The organism is Microcoleus sp. Pol12B3 (assembly GCF_036701355.1).
Classification (GTDB): Bacteria; Cyanobacteriota; Cyanobacteriia; order Cyanobacteriales; family Microcoleaceae; genus Microcoleus.
On record NZ_JAUBQS010000018.1, the window covers coordinates 17,338 to 34,453 of the forward strand.

General features: G+C 44.2%; 16 protein-coding genes and 1 tRNA gene. 9 read left to right on the forward strand and 8 right to left on the reverse strand.

Annotation, left to right across the window (positions count from 1 at the left end; all coding sequences use genetic code 11):
• The first annotated feature begins 31 nt into the window (after nucleotides 1-31).
• Nucleotides 32-1,741, forward strand: coding sequence for a calcium-binding protein (locus tag QUA53_RS11445; RefSeq protein ID WP_333097287.1), 1,710 nt, complete (start codon nucleotides 32-34; stop codon nucleotides 1,739-1,741).
• A gap of 230 nt (nucleotides 1,742-1,971) precedes the next feature.
• Nucleotides 1,972-2,601: a hypothetical protein gene (locus tag QUA53_RS11450; RefSeq protein ID WP_333097286.1), complete on the forward strand. Its 630-nt coding sequence runs from the start codon at nucleotides 1,972-1,974 to the stop codon at nucleotides 2,599-2,601.
• Nucleotides 2,602-2,833: 232 nt separating this feature from the next.
• Here the strand turns inward: QUA53_RS11450 and ureC are convergent, their stop codons facing one another.
• The 7 genes from ureC to QUA53_RS11485 form a co-directional block, all read right to left on the reverse strand.
• Nucleotides 2,834-4,570: an urease subunit alpha gene (gene ureC, locus QUA53_RS11455; RefSeq protein WP_333097284.1), complete on the reverse strand. Its 1,737-nt coding sequence runs from the start codon at nucleotides 4,568-4,570 to the stop codon at nucleotides 2,834-2,836.
• A 178-nt stretch (nucleotides 4,571-4,748) separates the two neighbouring features.
• Nucleotides 4,749-5,876 carry a glycosyltransferase family 61 protein gene (locus QUA53_RS11460; protein ID WP_333097282.1) on the reverse strand — a complete coding sequence of 376 codons (1,128 nt, stop codon included), beginning with the start codon at nucleotides 5,874-5,876 and terminating at the stop codon, nucleotides 4,749-4,751.
• A 337-nt stretch (nucleotides 5,877-6,213) separates the two neighbouring features.
• On the reverse strand, nucleotides 6,214-6,531 hold the full coding sequence (locus QUA53_RS11465; protein WP_333097281.1) for an urease subunit beta: 318 nt from the start codon (nucleotides 6,529-6,531) through the stop codon (nucleotides 6,214-6,216).
• Nucleotides 6,532-6,564: 33 nt separating this feature from the next.
• Entirely contained in the window at nucleotides 6,565-6,867 is a 303-nt protein-coding gene (gene ureA, locus QUA53_RS11470; RefSeq protein WP_015179363.1) for an urease subunit gamma, read from the reverse strand.
• A gap of 162 nt (nucleotides 6,868-7,029) precedes the next feature.
• The gene (locus QUA53_RS11475) at nucleotides 7,030-7,905 is read right to left on the reverse strand and encodes an urease accessory protein UreD (RefSeq protein ID WP_333097278.1); all 876 of its coding nucleotides are present in this window, start codon (nucleotides 7,903-7,905) and stop codon (nucleotides 7,030-7,032) included.
• Between the two features lie 61 nt (nucleotides 7,906-7,966).
• Nucleotides 7,967-9,280: a photosystem II assembly protein gene (locus tag QUA53_RS11480; RefSeq protein WP_333097276.1), complete on the reverse strand. Its 1,314-nt coding sequence runs from the start codon at nucleotides 9,278-9,280 to the stop codon at nucleotides 7,967-7,969.
• Nucleotides 9,273-10,193, reverse strand: coding sequence for a radical SAM protein (locus QUA53_RS11485; RefSeq protein WP_333097274.1), 921 nt, complete (start codon nucleotides 10,191-10,193; stop codon nucleotides 9,273-9,275). The genes QUA53_RS11480 and QUA53_RS11485 overlap by 8 nt, the downstream gene beginning before the upstream one ends.
• On the opposite strand from QUA53_RS11485, the gene QUA53_RS11490 reads away from it, so the two are divergent.
• Together QUA53_RS11490 and QUA53_RS11495 are read left to right on the forward strand one after the other, a co-directional pair.
• On the forward strand, nucleotides 10,192-10,503 hold the full coding sequence (locus QUA53_RS11490) for a hypothetical protein (RefSeq protein WP_333097272.1): 312 nt from the start codon (nucleotides 10,192-10,194) through the stop codon (nucleotides 10,501-10,503). The genes QUA53_RS11485 and QUA53_RS11490 overlap by 2 nt on opposite strands.
• A gap of 236 nt (nucleotides 10,504-10,739) precedes the next feature.
• Nucleotides 10,740-12,515: an ATP-binding protein gene (locus tag QUA53_RS11495; protein WP_333097270.1), complete on the forward strand. Its 1,776-nt coding sequence runs from the start codon at nucleotides 10,740-10,742 to the stop codon at nucleotides 12,513-12,515.
• A gap of 371 nt (nucleotides 12,516-12,886) precedes the next feature.
• On the opposite strand, the gene QUA53_RS11500 is transcribed toward QUA53_RS11495, so the two are convergent.
• Nucleotides 12,887-12,971: transfer RNA gene (locus QUA53_RS11500), tRNA-Leu, on the reverse strand.
• A 198-nt stretch (nucleotides 12,972-13,169) separates the two neighbouring features.
• On the opposite strand from QUA53_RS11500, the gene ndhL reads away from it, so the two are divergent.
• From ndhL to QUA53_RS11525, 5 genes are all read left to right on the forward strand, one after another.
• On the forward strand, nucleotides 13,170-13,385 hold the full coding sequence (gene ndhL / locus QUA53_RS11505) for an NAD(P)H-quinone oxidoreductase subunit L (RefSeq protein ID WP_015179358.1): 216 nt from the start codon (nucleotides 13,170-13,172) through the stop codon (nucleotides 13,383-13,385).
• On the forward strand, nucleotides 13,386-13,691 hold the full coding sequence (locus QUA53_RS11510; protein WP_333049826.1) for a DUF3007 family protein: 306 nt from the start codon (nucleotides 13,386-13,388) through the stop codon (nucleotides 13,689-13,691).
• 305 nt (nucleotides 13,692-13,996) lie between these two features.
• Nucleotides 13,997-14,794 (forward strand): tryptophan synthase subunit alpha, encoded by a 798-nt coding sequence (trpA, locus tag QUA53_RS11515; RefSeq protein ID WP_333097265.1) that lies wholly within the window; start codon nucleotides 13,997-13,999, stop codon nucleotides 14,792-14,794.
• Nucleotides 14,795-15,288: 494 nt separating this feature from the next.
• Nucleotides 15,289-15,894, forward strand: coding sequence for a DUF6658 family protein (locus tag QUA53_RS11520; RefSeq protein WP_333097263.1), 606 nt, complete (start codon nucleotides 15,289-15,291; stop codon nucleotides 15,892-15,894).
• An 847-nt stretch (nucleotides 15,895-16,741) separates the two neighbouring features.
• The gene (locus QUA53_RS11525; protein WP_333097262.1) at nucleotides 16,742-16,951 is read left to right on the forward strand and encodes a hypothetical protein; all 210 of its coding nucleotides are present in this window, start codon (nucleotides 16,742-16,744) and stop codon (nucleotides 16,949-16,951) included.
• Nucleotides 16,952-17,116 lie beyond the last annotated feature (165 nt).

The window sequence follows — 17,116 nt, forward strand, 5'->3', positions numbered from 1 at the left end:
TAGCAAATTTGCAATTTTAGTGTGAGGACTTATGACCATTACTCGCGTCTCTGTTGACTCAGCAGGCGATCAGGCGATCCGCTTCTCAGTCGGCTCCTCCATCTCCGCCGATGGCCGGTTTGTCGCGTTTGCATATGGCACCAGCCTCGTACCGGCGGGCGCTAGCGGTAGCGGCGACATCTTCGTGCGCGACTTATCAACCAATACTACCACCCCCGTCTCTGTTGACTCAGCAGGTAATCGGGCGATGGGTGTGGGGTTCTTCCCAGGTTCCTTCTCTCCCTCCATCTCCGCCGACGGGAGGTTTGTGGCGTTTGAATCTAATGCCACCAACCTCGTGCCGGGGGACACTAACTCTTACGGAGCCATCTTCGCGCGCGACTTGTCAACCAATACCACCACCCTCGTCTCTGTTGACTCAGCAGGCAATCGGGGGAACAACTACTCCTTATCTCCCTCCATCTCAGCCGACGGGAGGTTTGTGGCGTTTTATTCTAATGCCACCAACCTCGTGCCGGGGGACAACTATAACTTCGACATCTTCGTGCGCGACACGCTCGCCAATACCACCACCCCCGTCTCTGTTGACTCAGCAGGCGATCGGGGGAACAATGACTCCTACCGCCCCTCCATCTCAGCCGACGGGAGGTTTGTGGCGTTTGAATCTGATGCCACCAACCTCGTGCCGGGGGACACTAACAATGGCAGAGACATATTCGTGCGCGACACGCTCGCCAATACCACCACCCGCGTTTCTGTTGACTCAGCAGGCGATCGGGGGAACAGTGACTCCTACCGCCCCTCCATCTCAGCCGACGGGCGGTTTGTGGCGTTTGAATCTGATGCCACCAACCTCGTGCCGGGGGACACTAACAATCGCAAAGACATCTTCGTGCGCGACACGCTCGCCAACACCACTACCCTCGTCTCAGTCAGTTCCAGCGGCGATCGGGCGATCGGTTTCGATTTCTTCCCAGGTTCCAGATCTCCATCCATCTCGCCAGATGGACGATTTGTGGCCTTTTCATCTGATGCCATCAACCTCGTGCCGGGAGACACTAACTATTACGAGGACATCTTCATGCGCGACACGATCGCCAAAACCACCACTCTCGTTTCTGTTTCAGGGGCTGGCGATCGGGGGAACGGCTACTCCTTATCTCCCTCGATCTCAGCCGACGGGCGGTTTGTGGCGTTTTATTCTCAGGCCGCCAACCTCGTGCCGGGGGATACCAACAATAGCGGTGACATCTTTGTTGTTGACTTAACCAGCACTCCAGGTGGCAACAATAACTCTGCAAACGTCATCAACGGCACTCCCGGCAACGAGAACCTCACTGGCACTCCCGGCAACGACACCATCAACGGTTTGGCAGGCGATGACGTGCTCAATGGTTTGCGGGGCAACGATATCATCAATGGTGGCGACGGCAGCGATAGCCTGTCTGGGGGAAAAGGTTTTGACACCCTCAACGGCGGTTTGGGCGACGATAATCTTGTCGGCGGCGCGGGCAACGATGTATTTGTTTTAGGTGCGGGATTGGGAGTTGATACAATCTGTGATTTCGGCAACTATCAAGATACCATTCAATTAATCAACGGCTTGACCTTCGGACAGCTATCAATTTCTCCTGGAACTAACAGCACATTAATTAGAGTAGCCAGCAGCGGTGAAGTTTTAGCTGCTTTGACAGGCGTTGCTCCCAATTTCATTGGCCCTGAAGATTTCGTGTCTGTTTAGATATCTGCCGATGCTCAATTGTTTGCTGTGTCCTTTCACCGAATATCTCACCTTTATTCAAAGAACACGATCGCGATTTACGAACTCCGACAGAGAAACCGGGTTTTTTACCGAATCTGCGAGTCACAACGCAGTATTTTCCTAAAAAACCCGGTTTCTGATCCCCGTGCAAAAGCCCTAGCAAAAAATGGTTTGACGCGCAATATACTGTTAGCTTTTAGTTATTAATTATGGCAAATTACAGAACTGTATTGTTGTTCAATAGTCTAATTTTAGTGCTAGTTGGGTTAGTGACGGCGTGTCTGAGTTTATTCGGTTCTTCAGTAAAAGGGTTATTTTTGCCGCCTTGCTCTGCCACGTATCCGGGTGCAGGTTTCTTTTTCTTGGCGTTTCAAATGTTATTTTATTTATCGGTAATGGTGTGCGCTTTTACCTTTGGATTGCTGAGAATTATTCAACCCGATCGCCCAGAAAATAGATTTATTTTATATTCGGCACTGTTTGCCGGTTGCTTTCTGTTCAATGAAGTTTTTCGCACCCACGTTCATCTGGGACGTGCGGGTTTCCCGAAAGTAACAATTGTCATATTTTACGCCGTGCTGGCTGTTGCATACGGATTAGCTTTTCGGAGACAAATTCGCTCGACTCCCTATGCTTTACTGCTGAGTGGCGTTGGTTTGTTATTTGTTGCCTTTTTTGCAGAAGCGCTGCCTTTAAAAAACGAGATAATTTCGAGCTTGCTGGAGGGAATACCGAAGCTGTTGAGCGGGATTAATATTGCACTTTATTGTTGGTTTTTGTGTCAGGGCTTGATAGTGCAATCGCTCAATTTTTCTAACAGTAAATCAAATCTTGAATGAAGTAAGAGGAAGATTTGCCGTTGGGTGGGGGCGGGTTTTTGAGATTGTCTATTTTTGGAAAATATTGTTGGTAAAACCCGCCCCTACATGATTGTATAATCGGTTAAAAAAGAGATACTGCACCATTTTAAATTAGCCTTTTATGAACAGGCAAGATGCCTGTTGCACAAAATATAAATTTTCTTGTGGAACAGGCATCTTGCCTGTTGCTGAAAATGGTGCAAGATACCAGTTAAAACAAAAAGTATCGCTGCGCCATTGGCAAAACTGTTGCCGGTTCGCAAGTTAACAATTCCCCATCCGCCCTAACTTCATAAGTTTCTGGATCGACTTCCATTTGTGGCAAATAATCGTTGAGTTTCATATCTCTTTTACTAATTTGTCGGGTGCCGGAAACTGCTACAGTGGGCTTTTGCAAACCGAGCTGTGCGGCAATATCTCGATCGCGCGCAGCTTGGGAAACAAACGTCAGACAAGTCGCCCCAATCGCCCCGCCAAAACTGCCAAACATCGGCCGCATATGCACCGGTTGCGGGGTCGGAATGCTGGCGTTAGCATCTCCCATCTGCCCGTAGGCGATCGCCCCTCCTTTAATTACCAACTCCGGTTTCACCCCAAAAAAAGCCGGCCGCCACAAACACAAATCCGCCAATTTCCCCTCTTCCACCGAACCCACATACTGACTAATTCCGTGAGTAATCGCCGGATTAATTGTATATTTGGCAATGTACCGCTTCGCCCTAAAATTATCGTTAATTTCCTCTGTTTCCCCCCCTTGGTTAGGGGGGGTTAGGGGGGGTAAATGTCCCCGCTGCACTTTCATTTTATGTGCCGTTTGCCAAGTCCGAATAATCACTTCCCCAACTCTTCCCATCGCCTGCGAGTCCGAAGAAATCATACTAAACGCCCCTAAATCGTGCAAAATATCCTCAGCAGCAATAGTTTCCCTTCTAATTCTCGATTCAGCAAAAGCCACATCTTCAGGAATGCCTCGATCCAAATGGTGGCAAACCATCAACATATCTAAATGTTCTTCTAAAGTATTGACAGTGTAAGGGCGAGTCGGGTTAGTTGACGAAGGCAAAACATTAGCTTGTCCGCACACTTTAATAATATCCGGTGCATGTCCGCCGCCAGCACCTTCAGTGTGGTAGGTGTGAATAGCGCGATTTTTGAAAGCGGCAATTGTAGCTTCCACAAATCCCGCTTCATTGAGAGTATCCGTGTGAATTGCAACTTGGACATCGTACTCGTCAGCGACACTCAAACAAGTGTCGATCGTTGCTGGTGTAGTTCCCCAATCTTCGTGGAGTTTCAAACCCATTGCACCGGCAAAAATTTGTTCGACTAATCCTTGAGGTTGACTGCTATTTCCTTTACCTAAAAATCCTAGATTTACGGGGAAAGCGTCAGCAGCTTGCAGCATTCGGTACATATGCCAAGGGCCGGGAGTGCAGGTGGTGGCGTTTGTACCCGTTGCAGGGCCTGTGCCACCGCCGATCATTGTCGTGATTCCAGAGGCGATCGCCACTTCAATTTGCTGCGGGCAAATAAAGTGAATGTGACTGTCAATTCCCCCAGCGGTGAGAATCATTCCTTCCCCGGCAATTACTTCAGTACCAGGCCCGATAATAATATCTACCCTATCTTGAATATAAGGATTTCCGGCTTTACCAATTTTGTAAATTTTGCCGTCTTTAATACCGACATCTGCTTTAACAATTCCCCACCAGTCTAATATTAAAGCATTAGTAATTACCGTGTCAACAGCGCCGTGTGCATTAGAAATAGGCGACTGTCCCATGCCGTCGCGAATGACTTTGCCGCCGCCAAACTTAACTTCATCCCCGTAGGTTGTGAAGTCTTTTTCAACTTCTATGAATAATTCTGTATCGGCTAACCGGACGCGATCGCCCACAGTCGGCCCGAAGGTTTCCGCGTAAGCGCGGCGATCCATTCTGTAACTCATCCTTGCTCCTAATATTAATAAATTTTTACTTAGCAGTTGAGACCTACTTGAATTATAGTATGTGACGAGTTCCTCAATCTGCAACAGTAAAAAAAATACAACATTAGGCAAGCTTTAAAATCCCGATAGGCATCAATTCTTGCCAATCGAAAATCGAAAAGGCTGTGAAGGGGCAAATTTACTCCAGCATTTTCTGGATTTCCCTTTTCAAAATCTCCACATCCACTGTCATATCCATGCCAATCAAACTCCAATCTTCCGCTACATTTTTGTCATCAACCATACGAGAGTATTCTAATCCCAGTAGCTGGCAAATGTAATAGAAATATGGCGGAGTGTATCCTCCATAAAAGAATTCCAATACTTTGGTTCCCGGCTGACACCACAGCAAATTTGTAAAACCAGCCCCGTGAGGGCCGACAACCACCGCCGCTTCTGCAAACAGACGAATTTGTTCATCAACAGTGCGCGAGATATCTTCCAAAATTTCAAAATCAAATTCTTTCAAAACCTCTCTCACTTCTACTTCATTTTTAACCTTGCGCCGGCCACTTCTCGACAGATAAAGTTTTCTAGAAGGCTTTACCTTTTCCTTAAGACAGAATTTTTTCCGCAAAAGCTCTATATCGTAAGGACTCGGAAAATACCAGTCTTGATTGTTTCCCACCACCAGACTTTCTGCATGATATCTCGTATCTCTAGCCCGAGTGTCGATTAGTGAACTTTCAGGAATACCGAGTTTGGTCATAAAGCCCAACTCAAAATCTGTATGTCGTAAAGGATAACAAATTTTAGCTTTTTGCCAAATTTCCTTACCTAAAGCCTCTTCAATTCGACAAAGTTTAGCCAACACAAAAATGATAAAATCATAATAACTACACCACAAATGCGACCAAGGAGCAACTACAAGGGGATAGGTAATTTTGTTAGGTTTGTAAGGCCATTCCAGAATGCCGGCACCGCTAATCCGAAAATCTAAGTCTAAAACTAACTTGTTATTCAGCAGCGTGTTGCCAGAGGTACAAATAGTTAGAGAATTTATTTTTTGATTTAGCGAAATCTTCCACACATAATCTGGGTCAAAAGACACGGGTTTTTCTGTGGCAAAAAACCGAGCAGGCACTTTGTTTACCGAGGTTAATGCGGGTATATTGATAGGTTGGTGCTGCTTTTTATAAACGATGCAGTCATCTAACAATTTGATGCTGGTGCGTCGGTCTAACGGGGTTCTCCAGACACGCCTTGATGTTGCCAGCAAGCTCTGCTTCAAGGTCTGTTTGATCTGGTCAACTAATTTTGGGTTCATCACGCACTTTTGCTGTATATCTTTGCAGTTTTAACAACCACATTAGACCGCAAACGGCTGATTTTAAATCGCTCAAAAGTAGGAGATTGAACTAACAAAAAAAGCCCGAAGGCAGTTATACAGAAGGCAGAGAAAAAGGTTTGAGCTTACTTTATCACTCTCCCGGCATAGGGCGGAAAATGATACCATTTTCGATTTTCGATTTGGGATTGGGAGGACTGATCACTATCATTGTGTGGAGATTGCTTACAGTTGCATTCTGTTTTGAAACTGTTTGAACTTTTAAGTTAAAAAGTTTCAAATTCCCAACTCAACCATCGTCAACTACCTTGTGGCTTCATACTTCAGCATCCAGATGACCGTTGACTTTTCCATTAAAGCCGTAGACTTGACGACTACCAACAAACGGCACTAATTGAACTTCCCTTTCATCTCCAGGTTCAAACCTGACTGCTGTACCTGCGGGGATATCCAACCGCATTCCTTTTGCTTGTTCTCGATTAAATTCTAAGGCTTCGTTAGCCTCATAAAAGTGATAGTGTGAACCAATTTGAATGGGTCGATCGCCTTTATTTCCTACCAGCAAACGCACGGTTTGGCGAGTGGCATTTAATTCTATTTCGCCTGCTGAAACAATCATTTCTCCTGGAATCATCTTTTCCTCCTATGAGTCTCTGTGGTTGATTTTTTAACGGATCGGATCGTGCACTGTTACCAACTTAGTTCCGTCGGGGAAAGTCGCCTCCACCTGGACTTCATGCACCATTTCTGGTATCCCTTCCATGACATCTTCCCGCGTCAGGAGAGTTGTTCCATAACTCATTAAATCGGCGACGGTGAGGCCATCTCTGGCTCCTTCTAAAATGGCTGCGGAAATGTAGGCTAATGCTTCTGGATAGTTTAATTTTAAACCTCTTTGTTTCCGGCGCTCTGCTACCAGGGCGGCGGTGAATATTAGCAGTTTGTCTTTTTCTTGGGGGGTGAGTTGCATTTTTATTCTTGTAAGTGCGATCGCATTATTTGGTTATGATATCGTTTACGGTTGTTTCTGAATGATTAAACCGCAAAGGGCGCAGAGGGCGCAGAGGAAGAGAAGAGAGAGATGAATAATCTAGTTAGGAGGGGAACTATACATTGAACCTCAAAGATCATCCTATTTTATCCAAACTCTGGGCAAACAGCAAGGGCGTTCTGAAAAAGATAAGCGCAGCAAGTGCCAAATGCTGACGAACCAGTCTCTCGCTGCGGTGGTGGATGTACCGCGATATCGGCACAGCAAACCGTTAGGAATACGAGTCACGCCGACGGTGGAATTACCTGGATAAATTGTTGTCTCCGATGGCAAATCTCGCACTTTTTCCACGAACTCTGTGGTGACTGGTTCGCCTACCCAAGCGAGGGTGGCGACTACGGGTTTTCCTGCGAGACCGTGAGGACTTTCGAGCATTTGTTCTCCACCTTTGAGCAATTGTCTGTCAATCCATAAAGGGCTGTTTTGTTGCCAGACTTCGGTGTGCGAGATCCATTCTCCAGACAAGAACTTTTCGCCCCTAGCACTGCGTCCAAATCTGGTAATTTCCCACAGTAAAATCCTTGCTGTTGGTGCTAATTCTACCCGCAAATTTTGCCGATATATTGCGCCGTCAAAAACTATTGTTTCCTGTGGCAGCCATTCTAAATTAGCACTGATATCTAGTTGAATGTCAATATTTTGTTGTGATTTTAATCCGCTGCTGCGATAGATTTTACCAGCGGCGGCCGTGGTAATCAACGCTTTGGCGTTGGGTTGGAGGTGAAAATGGCTGGAAAGTCGATCGCCCCCGACAACTCCCCCAGCCGTGTGCAAGATGACGCTGTGACAAACGTCTTGCCCTTCAGGATAAAACGGGCGCTGCACCTTGAGGGGTGCTTGCATTTGATTGTGAATGATTTGAGTTGAGCCGCTGCGGTTGGCATAGACTAAATCTAGGCGGCCGTGCCATCCTGTTTGAATGTTATTTGTAGGTGTTTCAGTCGATTTTTGAATCACAGATTTTTATAATTAAATGTTAAATTGGAAAGTTTTCTCATTTTTTTGATAGGTATATTTATCATTTTTTTGCTAATATCACATAGTCATCAAGTGCATAATTGGAGTCATAATGTAACTTAAAGTGCTGGCGGAAAAGTGGACTGATAAATTCCTTGAGAGGTAAATTCTCTCTAGCAAACTTTGGATAATTAGGATGGGATGTCCTCCTACCAGTTGAACTTAAATATTTATACCAAACTAAGTTTAAGCCCAGTTTATTAACAAATTGTTGTACTACAGTTAGCTCCTGTTGGCAATCATCCACTCGACGAACATTATATGGTATCAGCAACTTTTTTTCTTGAATAATTAGCAAAGCGTAACCCGAATCATTCAGGCTGTTTATAAATATATCCTTGTAAATTTGAAGGGACTTTTCTCTTCTATCCTCATCCTTAAAAAAACAGTGAGAAATCACAATAAAATCAAAAAATTTTTTCGGCAGTCTTTTGGACTGATTTTCCCCATCAAAGATACTAGAAGTGTCAAACCGAAAGTAAGCATTCATCGCCTGGGGTTCCATGTACTGCCGCCAAAACTGGAGTCCGCGATATTGAAAAGCTTTTTGCTGTTCCAGAGAGTAGTAGGATATGTGCATCGGTGGCATTGAAAAAAAGTCGCTACTGCTTTGTAGCAATAAACCGAGTCCGTAAGCAACAGTACCCGGCCCAGCAGCAATATCAAGGATATTAACTTTAGTTGGCAATAATCCTGCTTTGTAAATCAGGAACCAAGCTAGATATGTACAATAGACGTTATCTAGGAAATACCTGATTAAATAGATGTGAGGACTGAGTTCAAAATTGTATTGAGGATCTTCTCCTTCTTTCAGCTTTTGAATATCGTCAATAGCTTGCTGAAGTAAATAATCTAGATTATTTTTTTGACGGCTCAAATTATTAATCTCGTTCTTGATGAAGCCAGCCAAATGCTGTTCAAATTCAGTAAATACTTGCTCGTCAATGCCTGTGCATTGAATCATACTTGCATCGCATTCTGTCATTTTGAAAGAATTTTCAATGTATTCAATAAACTTGGTGTCGGGAAACAAGGTTAATTGATCAATCCGTGCCAGCGAATCGTCAAGTTGCCCGAAGCTTAGTTGCATTTCTAATTCTTCTAAATGGCGATCAGCTTCTTTGATGCGGTTACTTTTTTTCTGTAATAGCTTTTCAAGCTGTAGGCGCTCTTTAAATAGCTTCTGCTGCCATGAGAGTTTTGCCCCGGAATTTTCTATTTGTTTTAACAGTTGTTTGGCAACTCGATTATTTTGACTCTTAACGGCTTCGTTAAACTTATGGGAACGCCACCAATTTACTAGCGGATTACTCATAGCCAAATCCCTCTTTACCTTCCATAATCTCAACCCCCGGAAGCATCGCAATTAATTTATTTTTAAACTTGCGATAACTCTGTTGTTCGCTATTGTACCACCAAGCGTACTTTTGTTTAAGAGCTAATGCTTGCTCGCGAGTTGACGCAATTAGCGATCGATCGTTGCTGGCATGAAAATCCTGAATCACGACCCGATCTACAACTTCCAGCTTGCTAATAAAATTAGCTTCATCTTCGGGTAAGGTAGGGAGTAGTGGCGTCACAGTTATAGAAAATCTGACTTCGCAATTTTCTTGGTAAGGAAAGCTGTATTTCAGTTTTGCAATAGCTTTGAGTCTCGCAGGAATACTCGGCGATTTAGGCTCAAAATCTTTCCTCACTTTTTCGCTACCCGTGGGAATACTCATGTTAACTCGCAAGCGCTGAAATTGCTGTAAAATATCGATATCTCTAGTTATCATAGGACTGCGAGTTTGGATAACCAGCGTCGGTTGATAGGGAACCATCACTTCTAACAAGTGCCTAGTTAGTTGTTCTTTAGATTCAATGGGCTGATATGGATCGGTGACACTACTCATGTAAATGCTAGGTGCTCGACCGGGTTGTTTTTTGTACCATTTTTGCAGCTCTTTATTTAGAAGTTCCGCTGCATTTTGCTTAATGATTACCCAATTTCCCCAATCCTGCCGCATTTCTGAATTAGGGCTAAAAGCAGCAGCATAACAATAGCTGCATCCATACTGACAACCCCGGTAAGGATTTAGCGTAAAATCGTAAGCATTGATAAATCCAGTAGCTTTGTTAAGCACTGACTGTGCATTTTGTGCATACACTTTGGCACTTCCAAAGTTTTCTCGGAGTAAAACGGTGTGTTTTTCGGCGGAATATCCCTCATACTGAGACTTTACCATGATTGAACCTGCTACTGTATTAAAATCGCAAACGTTTAGAAATGAGAAAGGCGATCGCACTTCACTGTACCGCACTCAACAAATGTCAGCAAAGCAGTGGAGGATTACTCAACTTTACAATAAATTTTTTGAAGAGCCAACAAGTCAACTTTATAAACTTCATGAAGCGCTCGATCGCGAATGTAATGCAGCTTACGGATTTACTGACAGCGACGATATTTTAGCAAAAGTGCTGGAATTAAACCTAGAACTGGCAGAAAAAGAAAAACGGGGAGAACCGGTAGTTGGGCCTTGTGTCCCAACTGACTAAAAATACTAATCGCTGTAACCCTAAGTTTTGTAAATTTGCGTATAATCACATAGATTGTTGATAGAGATCACAAACACTCTAGTCTAAAAACAGAGATACTAGAGGAAGAGTTAAGTTTTGAGTTAAAGATTTCCCAATTCAAAATTAAACACTCAAAATAGCTTTCCGCCTTCAGCATAAGTGCATTCTGCTTTTCTTCGCTCAATTACTCCTAATTTGTTTGGGAGGAACTTCCCATGTTATTATTTACCCACAGTCAGTCCAAAAATAGCAAACTAGAGCAAAAGCACTATGCTCAAAAACATTTGTTACAAACTTCAACTATTAATCTAACTGGGCTAAAGGCAGAATGCAACCATTTGCGGATCGGCCAAAAAATTAGCTATGGCTATGCTTTAGCTATCGGCATAGCGATTTTGGGAACTGGTGCGGGACTGAGATTGGGAGACTACTTTCGCAAGCAAGCTTTAGTTCAGGTGAATGTTGCTGGGCAGCAGCAGCAACTGCTGCAAAATTTGCAAAATACCGTATTTGAAGCCCGATCGCGCGCGGCGAGATTGCCAGTCGTTTTGGGAAACACTTTGGCGCTGAAATACGAACAAGATCGGTTTTTCGCGCAAATCCATCAGGCGAAAATCCTGATTTCAGAAATGGAATCTTTCGCACGAGAACATCCCGATAGACTAGCGACAGAAGAGGCAGCATTGCACGCTATATTGAAGAAATCTGCCCTCGTCATTGATTACTACGCTCAGCTAATTAAATTGCAGTTAAAAGAAGCGGAAGTTGGGAACTTGTCGCCCAACAGCATTGAGTCCGCACAGCTACAAATGTTGAGGACTAGCAGCGGCCAAGAGGCGATCGTACTAGATAACCTTGCTCAAAGTTTAACTGACCTAATTTCTACAGTAGAAATTTACAAACAGCAAGGAACCCAAGCATTAGAAGAAGCTGGAAGTTTGCGAAACCGAATTATTCTCGGAAGTATGCTAATTTCAGCACTCATCGCCGCCACACTGGCGGACAAAACCAGCCGCGCGATCGCCCAACCCCTCGAAACCGTTACTAATGTGGCTCAGCAAGTTGCTCGCGAATCGAATTTTAACCTGCAAGTACCTGTCACAACAGACGACGAAATCGGAGTTTTAGCCGCTTCTTTCAATCAATTGATTCAGCGAGTTAGCGAGTATACACAAGAACTCAAACAAACTCAATCCCTATTAATTCAGACCGAAAAAATGTCATCTCTCGGTCAAATGGTTGCAGGGATAGCCCACGAAATCAACAATCCCGTCAACTTCATCGGTGGCAACATTGACTATGCCAACCAATACATCGAAGATTTGGCAGGTTTGGTAACTCTCTATCAAGAATACTATCCAAACCCACCAGATGCCATTCTAGAACGCATCGAAGACATTGAACTTGAATTTCTCAGAGAAGATTTGCCAAAAACCCTCTCTTCGATGAAAATGGGAGCCGATCGCATTCGCGAAATTGTCGTATCCATGCGGAATTTTTCGCGATCGGACGACGGAAAAATGAAATTAGCCGACATTCACGAAGGAATTGATAGCACCCTCGTCATTCTCAACCATCGCCTCAAACAAGGTATTCAAGTTATTAAACAATACGGCAATTTGCCTGCGGTTGAGTGCTATCCCGCGCAACTGAATCAAGTATTTATGAATATTATTTGCAATGCAATAGATGCGCTGGAGGAAGTGAAAAAGGCAGACAAAGGCTATTCGCCAACCATTTGGATTAGCACGGAATTTACAGCCGACAATACTGTCACCGTCAAGATTCGGGATAACGGGCCCGGAATTGCCTCCGCCAGTGCCCAACAGATATTTGACCCATTTTTTACTACAAAGTCGATCGGCAAAGGTACTGGATTGGGATTGGCTATTTCCTATCAAATCCTTGCCAAGCATCAAGGCAAAATTGAGGTAAATTCTCAAATAGGACAGGACACGGAATTTGTGATTGCTTTGCCAGTTGCTGCGTAACATAACGCGGGGCGATCGGGATGAAGATAAAAAATCGCTTCCCACCGTCGCCCCATTTCCAAAACCAGCCGATTTGCTCAACCAATTGAAGGCCCGACGTAAAAAGTCCGGGGCGAAGTTGGCAGATATAGAGGCGGTTTGAGAAATACTAGAAAACCATTAGCCCGAAAATTGAGCAAAAAACACAACGATTGGTGACAATAAATCTGAAACCGTTGAATCATATTGTTTTCGGTTGCACCGGAATGATACCGAGGACAGGGCACTGCCATGTCCTCTATATCATGTCGCTCGTCCAACCGGAAACGATATCAACAGTCAACAATCATTCCGGTGCAACCAGAATTGATATCACAAATGATTGAAATGGATGGGGGCGGAGGGACTTGAACCCACACGACCGTTTCGGGTCAACGGATTTTAAGTCCGTAGCGTCTACCATTCCGCCACGCCCCCCTTTGGTCAAGCTGCTGTGGTTTTGAGCCACTAAGAGCAACAGCCTTTTATTCTACAGCCAAAACCCCAATTTACGCAACCCCTAATCAAAAAATTCCCAAAAGTCGCGCTGGATCTCCCCAAGCGGTACAATAGTTAACCAGCTAACGGAGCGTGTCAATCGACTTACCCGTGTTATTATTCCCCTAAAGCAAATCTATGTATATTACCTTACTGCTTTACGCCGTCTTGGCAGGAACCTACCTCCTGGTAGTACCTGCGGCCACCTACGCTTACCTGAACAGCCGCTGGTATGTCGCTACCTCTTTTGAGCGCGGCTTCATGTACTTCTTGATGTTCTTCTTCTTCCCAGGTATGTTTCTCCTAGCTCCCTTTTTGAATTTTCGGCCCAAACGGCGGCAGATAGAAGCCTAAATGCGACGTATTGACGTAATTGGAATCAGTATCGGCTTTTTTGTAGCAGGTGGGTTTGTCTACTTGCTACTGCAATTTGCCGGACTCGACAGCATGAATGCAGGGATTTGGAGTCAGTTGTTTTTGGTCGCCGGCTTGATTGGCTGGCTGGTGACTTATTTATTTCGAGCGCTGACTCAAAATATGACCTACAGCCAGCAATTGCAAGACTACAAAGAAGCTGTCTTGCAGAAGCAACTGGATGAACTCACTCCGGAAGAATTAGCCAAACTTCAAGCCGAAATTGAGCAGGAAAAAGATAATTAGTCAACAGTCATTAGTTCTCAGTTATTAGTTATTAGTGAGCTATTAGTGATTAGTTATTAGCAATAAACTGTGAACTAATGACTGGGAAATAACAACTCATGAATAGTAATATTGACGGCTAACTAATGACTGATGACTGATATGACGTTCCCTAAAATAAGCGCGATAGGTTTGTAGTGAAAACTTCAGCCCGAGGAAGTCTTATGAGGAAGTAATTCCTCACTACAAACAAATTTGATTGCGATCTATCTATGGGAAATCCTATGTATGATGAGTGATAACCAATGACTGATGACTAATAACTAATGACTATTTCTAATTGTTTTGAAACGTTACGCAAGAACAATCAATGTGCATTGATTCCTTTTATTACTGCTGGCGATCCAGACTTGGAGACAACAGCTAAAGCACTGCAAATTTTGGATGATAACGGTGCAGACGCGATCGAGCTTGGCGTTCCCTATTCTGACCCGCTAGCTGACGGGCCGGTGATTCAAGCCGCTGCTACAAGGGCTCTACAGCGGGGAACGCGGTTAGATTCGGTGCTGGAAATGGTATCGAAAGTTAGTCCGAATTTGCGATCGCCCATCATTCTCTTCACCTACTACAACCCGATTTTGTACAGAGGTATAGAAACCTTCTTGCAGCAAATCAAAAGTGCCGGAGTTCAGGGATTGGTTGTACCAGACTTGCCCTTAGAAGAAGCAGACAGTCTCATCCAACCTGCCAACAAATTAGGGATTGAACTAACATTATTAGTTGCTCCGACAAGCCCCAAAAGTCGCATAGAAGCGATCGCTCGTCAGTCTCAAGGATTTATTTACTTAGTCAGCGTGACGGGGGTTACGGGAGTACGCGAAGGCTTAGAAACGAGAGCAAAAGAGTTGCTGCAAGAACTCCGCGCCGTCACCGACAAACCCATTGGCGTCGGGTTTGGTATATCGCAACCCGAACACGCTCGCCAAGTGAAAGAATGGGGTGCAGATGCTGCGATTGTTGGCAGTGCTTTTGTCAAACGCTTGGCCGAAGGAACTCCAGAACAGGGTTTAGAGGCGATAGGCGAATTCTGCAAGAGTCTAAAAACAGCGATTCAAAATGCTTAGCCACTGTAGAAATACTTTCAGCCATTAGACAGATGTGTGCGATCGGCACGTGCCGCCACAATTGCGATTAAAGACCTTGTTGTACTTGAGATCATACACCACCTTCCTTCTAGTTCCTGACTAGAAGGTTTTTTTTGAGCCGAACACGCAAAACATTTCAACATAGTGCGAGCATGGATAACCAAACAGCTATGTAGGGAAAGGACTTTGCCTTGTCCGGCGCGGGGTGTCCCGACTTTGAATAATTTATATAAGATGGAAGATTGTCCATTGCTTTATCCTTTGCCCTTTGTTCTTCTTCATTCTTCCTTCTTTATTCTTCCTTCTTCCTTCTTCGTTCTGCTATAACTTAAGGAATGTAACTTGGGATAGATGAAAAGCTACGGTTTCTATTCGTATACTTAAAAAAGTGTTTAAGTGCCTAATTTGGTAAGGCTAGACATCTACAAAGCCACAAGGCATTTGAGCATCTCACAATAGAAAGGAGCATTTTTATGAACAGACTAACTGCATTTGTGAAAAAAATTCGAGCTGTACAAATCTTAACAGTGTTTCTGGCAGGCATTTTAGTATTAGTGAGTACCGCCTGCAGCCGTTCTGATATGATCGCAGGAAAAACAGCGGACCAAGTTAGAGAAGAAGTACCAAGCGGGGCTGTAACTTCCCAATACAAAGGCGGCATGAACGATTACAGCGATGTCGATCCTAGAAACAAAAAGATGACAACAACAGAAGCAAAAGCTCAGCTTCTCAAAGAGCAAGCGCAGCACCGCATTGACACTAAATCTAGCAACAATGTAGGCGAAAATGTACGGCGGGTAGCGGATGACGCGCCTGACAAACTCGACCAAGTTGGCCAAAAGGTGAAGGACGATGCTCGCACAGCCCAGCGCAAAGCTGATGACTTTGGCGACAAAACCAAACAAGGCTTTGCTAATCTTAAAGAAAACACTCGCGAAGGCTTGAAGGGAGCAAAAGATATTGTTAAAGAAGCCACGCAGGGAGCAAAAGAAAGAGCAGCAGAGGGTACAGAGTCTCTGAGATATGGTACCAGCGGCGGCCAAGAAAATATCAATGATGCAGCACGAGATGCAAGATAAAACGCTCAAGATGCCTCAGACAATATTTGCTAGAAAGTGAATCTAGATATTGACTGAACTCAACGAACGGCAGAAAGACCGACAGACGACTAATCTCAAATAACGCTGTTTCCTTTTGTGGAAGCTACATTCCGACAGGGGTTAAAACCCCTGTCGGAATGTAGGTAAAATCAAGAGATTTTAGATTTTAGATTTTAGATTTTAGATTAAAGAATTGAAGCATTGAGCCTGCGGATAAATTCGTGGGCTTGTTTATCGGATACAGGTGTTTTACTTCTGGGTCCTGAGTCTGCTTTCGGAATGAATCCGGGGGCTTGTATCCTGGATGCTTTCGGTCATGTGAAGACTACTGCCTATTAATATTTGATTGGGTTTTAACCCCTGGGAGGGCTATTAGACCGGAAGTAGAGTGGAGGAGGGTTTCACCACAATGCAACGGCCCTGTCCTTTTATAGCGGGGACTGGAATGCCACTTTTTTCACGACAGATTATTTATAATTTCTATACATTATATTTAGATTTTTTAAGGTAATAACTTTTTGACCGGCTTCGCGGAAACTTGGGCTATCGAGCTATATTAAATTTAATTAATTAGCACGTGTATTTTTTAAGACATAATACGGCAGTGTTTTTACGGTATTTCGCATTCATTTAATCGCAATTGAGATTAACAACAGAAACTTATACGTAAGTAAAAAGCTTTAATCGCGATCGGCAAAGTATAAAATGTTGTTGTTTAACAGATAATGGGATTTTTTGATCTACATCTCGAAAATTATGCTGTTTATGCCCTAAGATATATAGACTAAGTTTTGTCAAGTTAATGTCTGGGTTGAGGTCAGCCGATATGGACACAATAATAAATGCAGTGGATTTGAATACGGTAATACCGGGCTATCGCGCGATCGCTCAATCGTACACAGATTCTCGATCGGCTATCGATAGGTTCAGGCGCGACAAAGACCGACAACCTGCCGCGGAAATTCTCAAACCTGCGCTATTGTGGCGGAGGATTTGCGGGAGGCGGTTCTGCCACAATCCCAAAAAGTTGCATTAGCGATCGTTAATTGCATCGGTAAAAATAGTCCTCAACCGAACAGACATTCTCGACGAACTCGAACGCAGACCGATTATTTACAAATACCTTAAACCTTCCAATCTTTCAATTGATTTTACCTGTTACCTGCTAGATGGAGGTGTATAAGTTTTAGCAAAAAGAGGC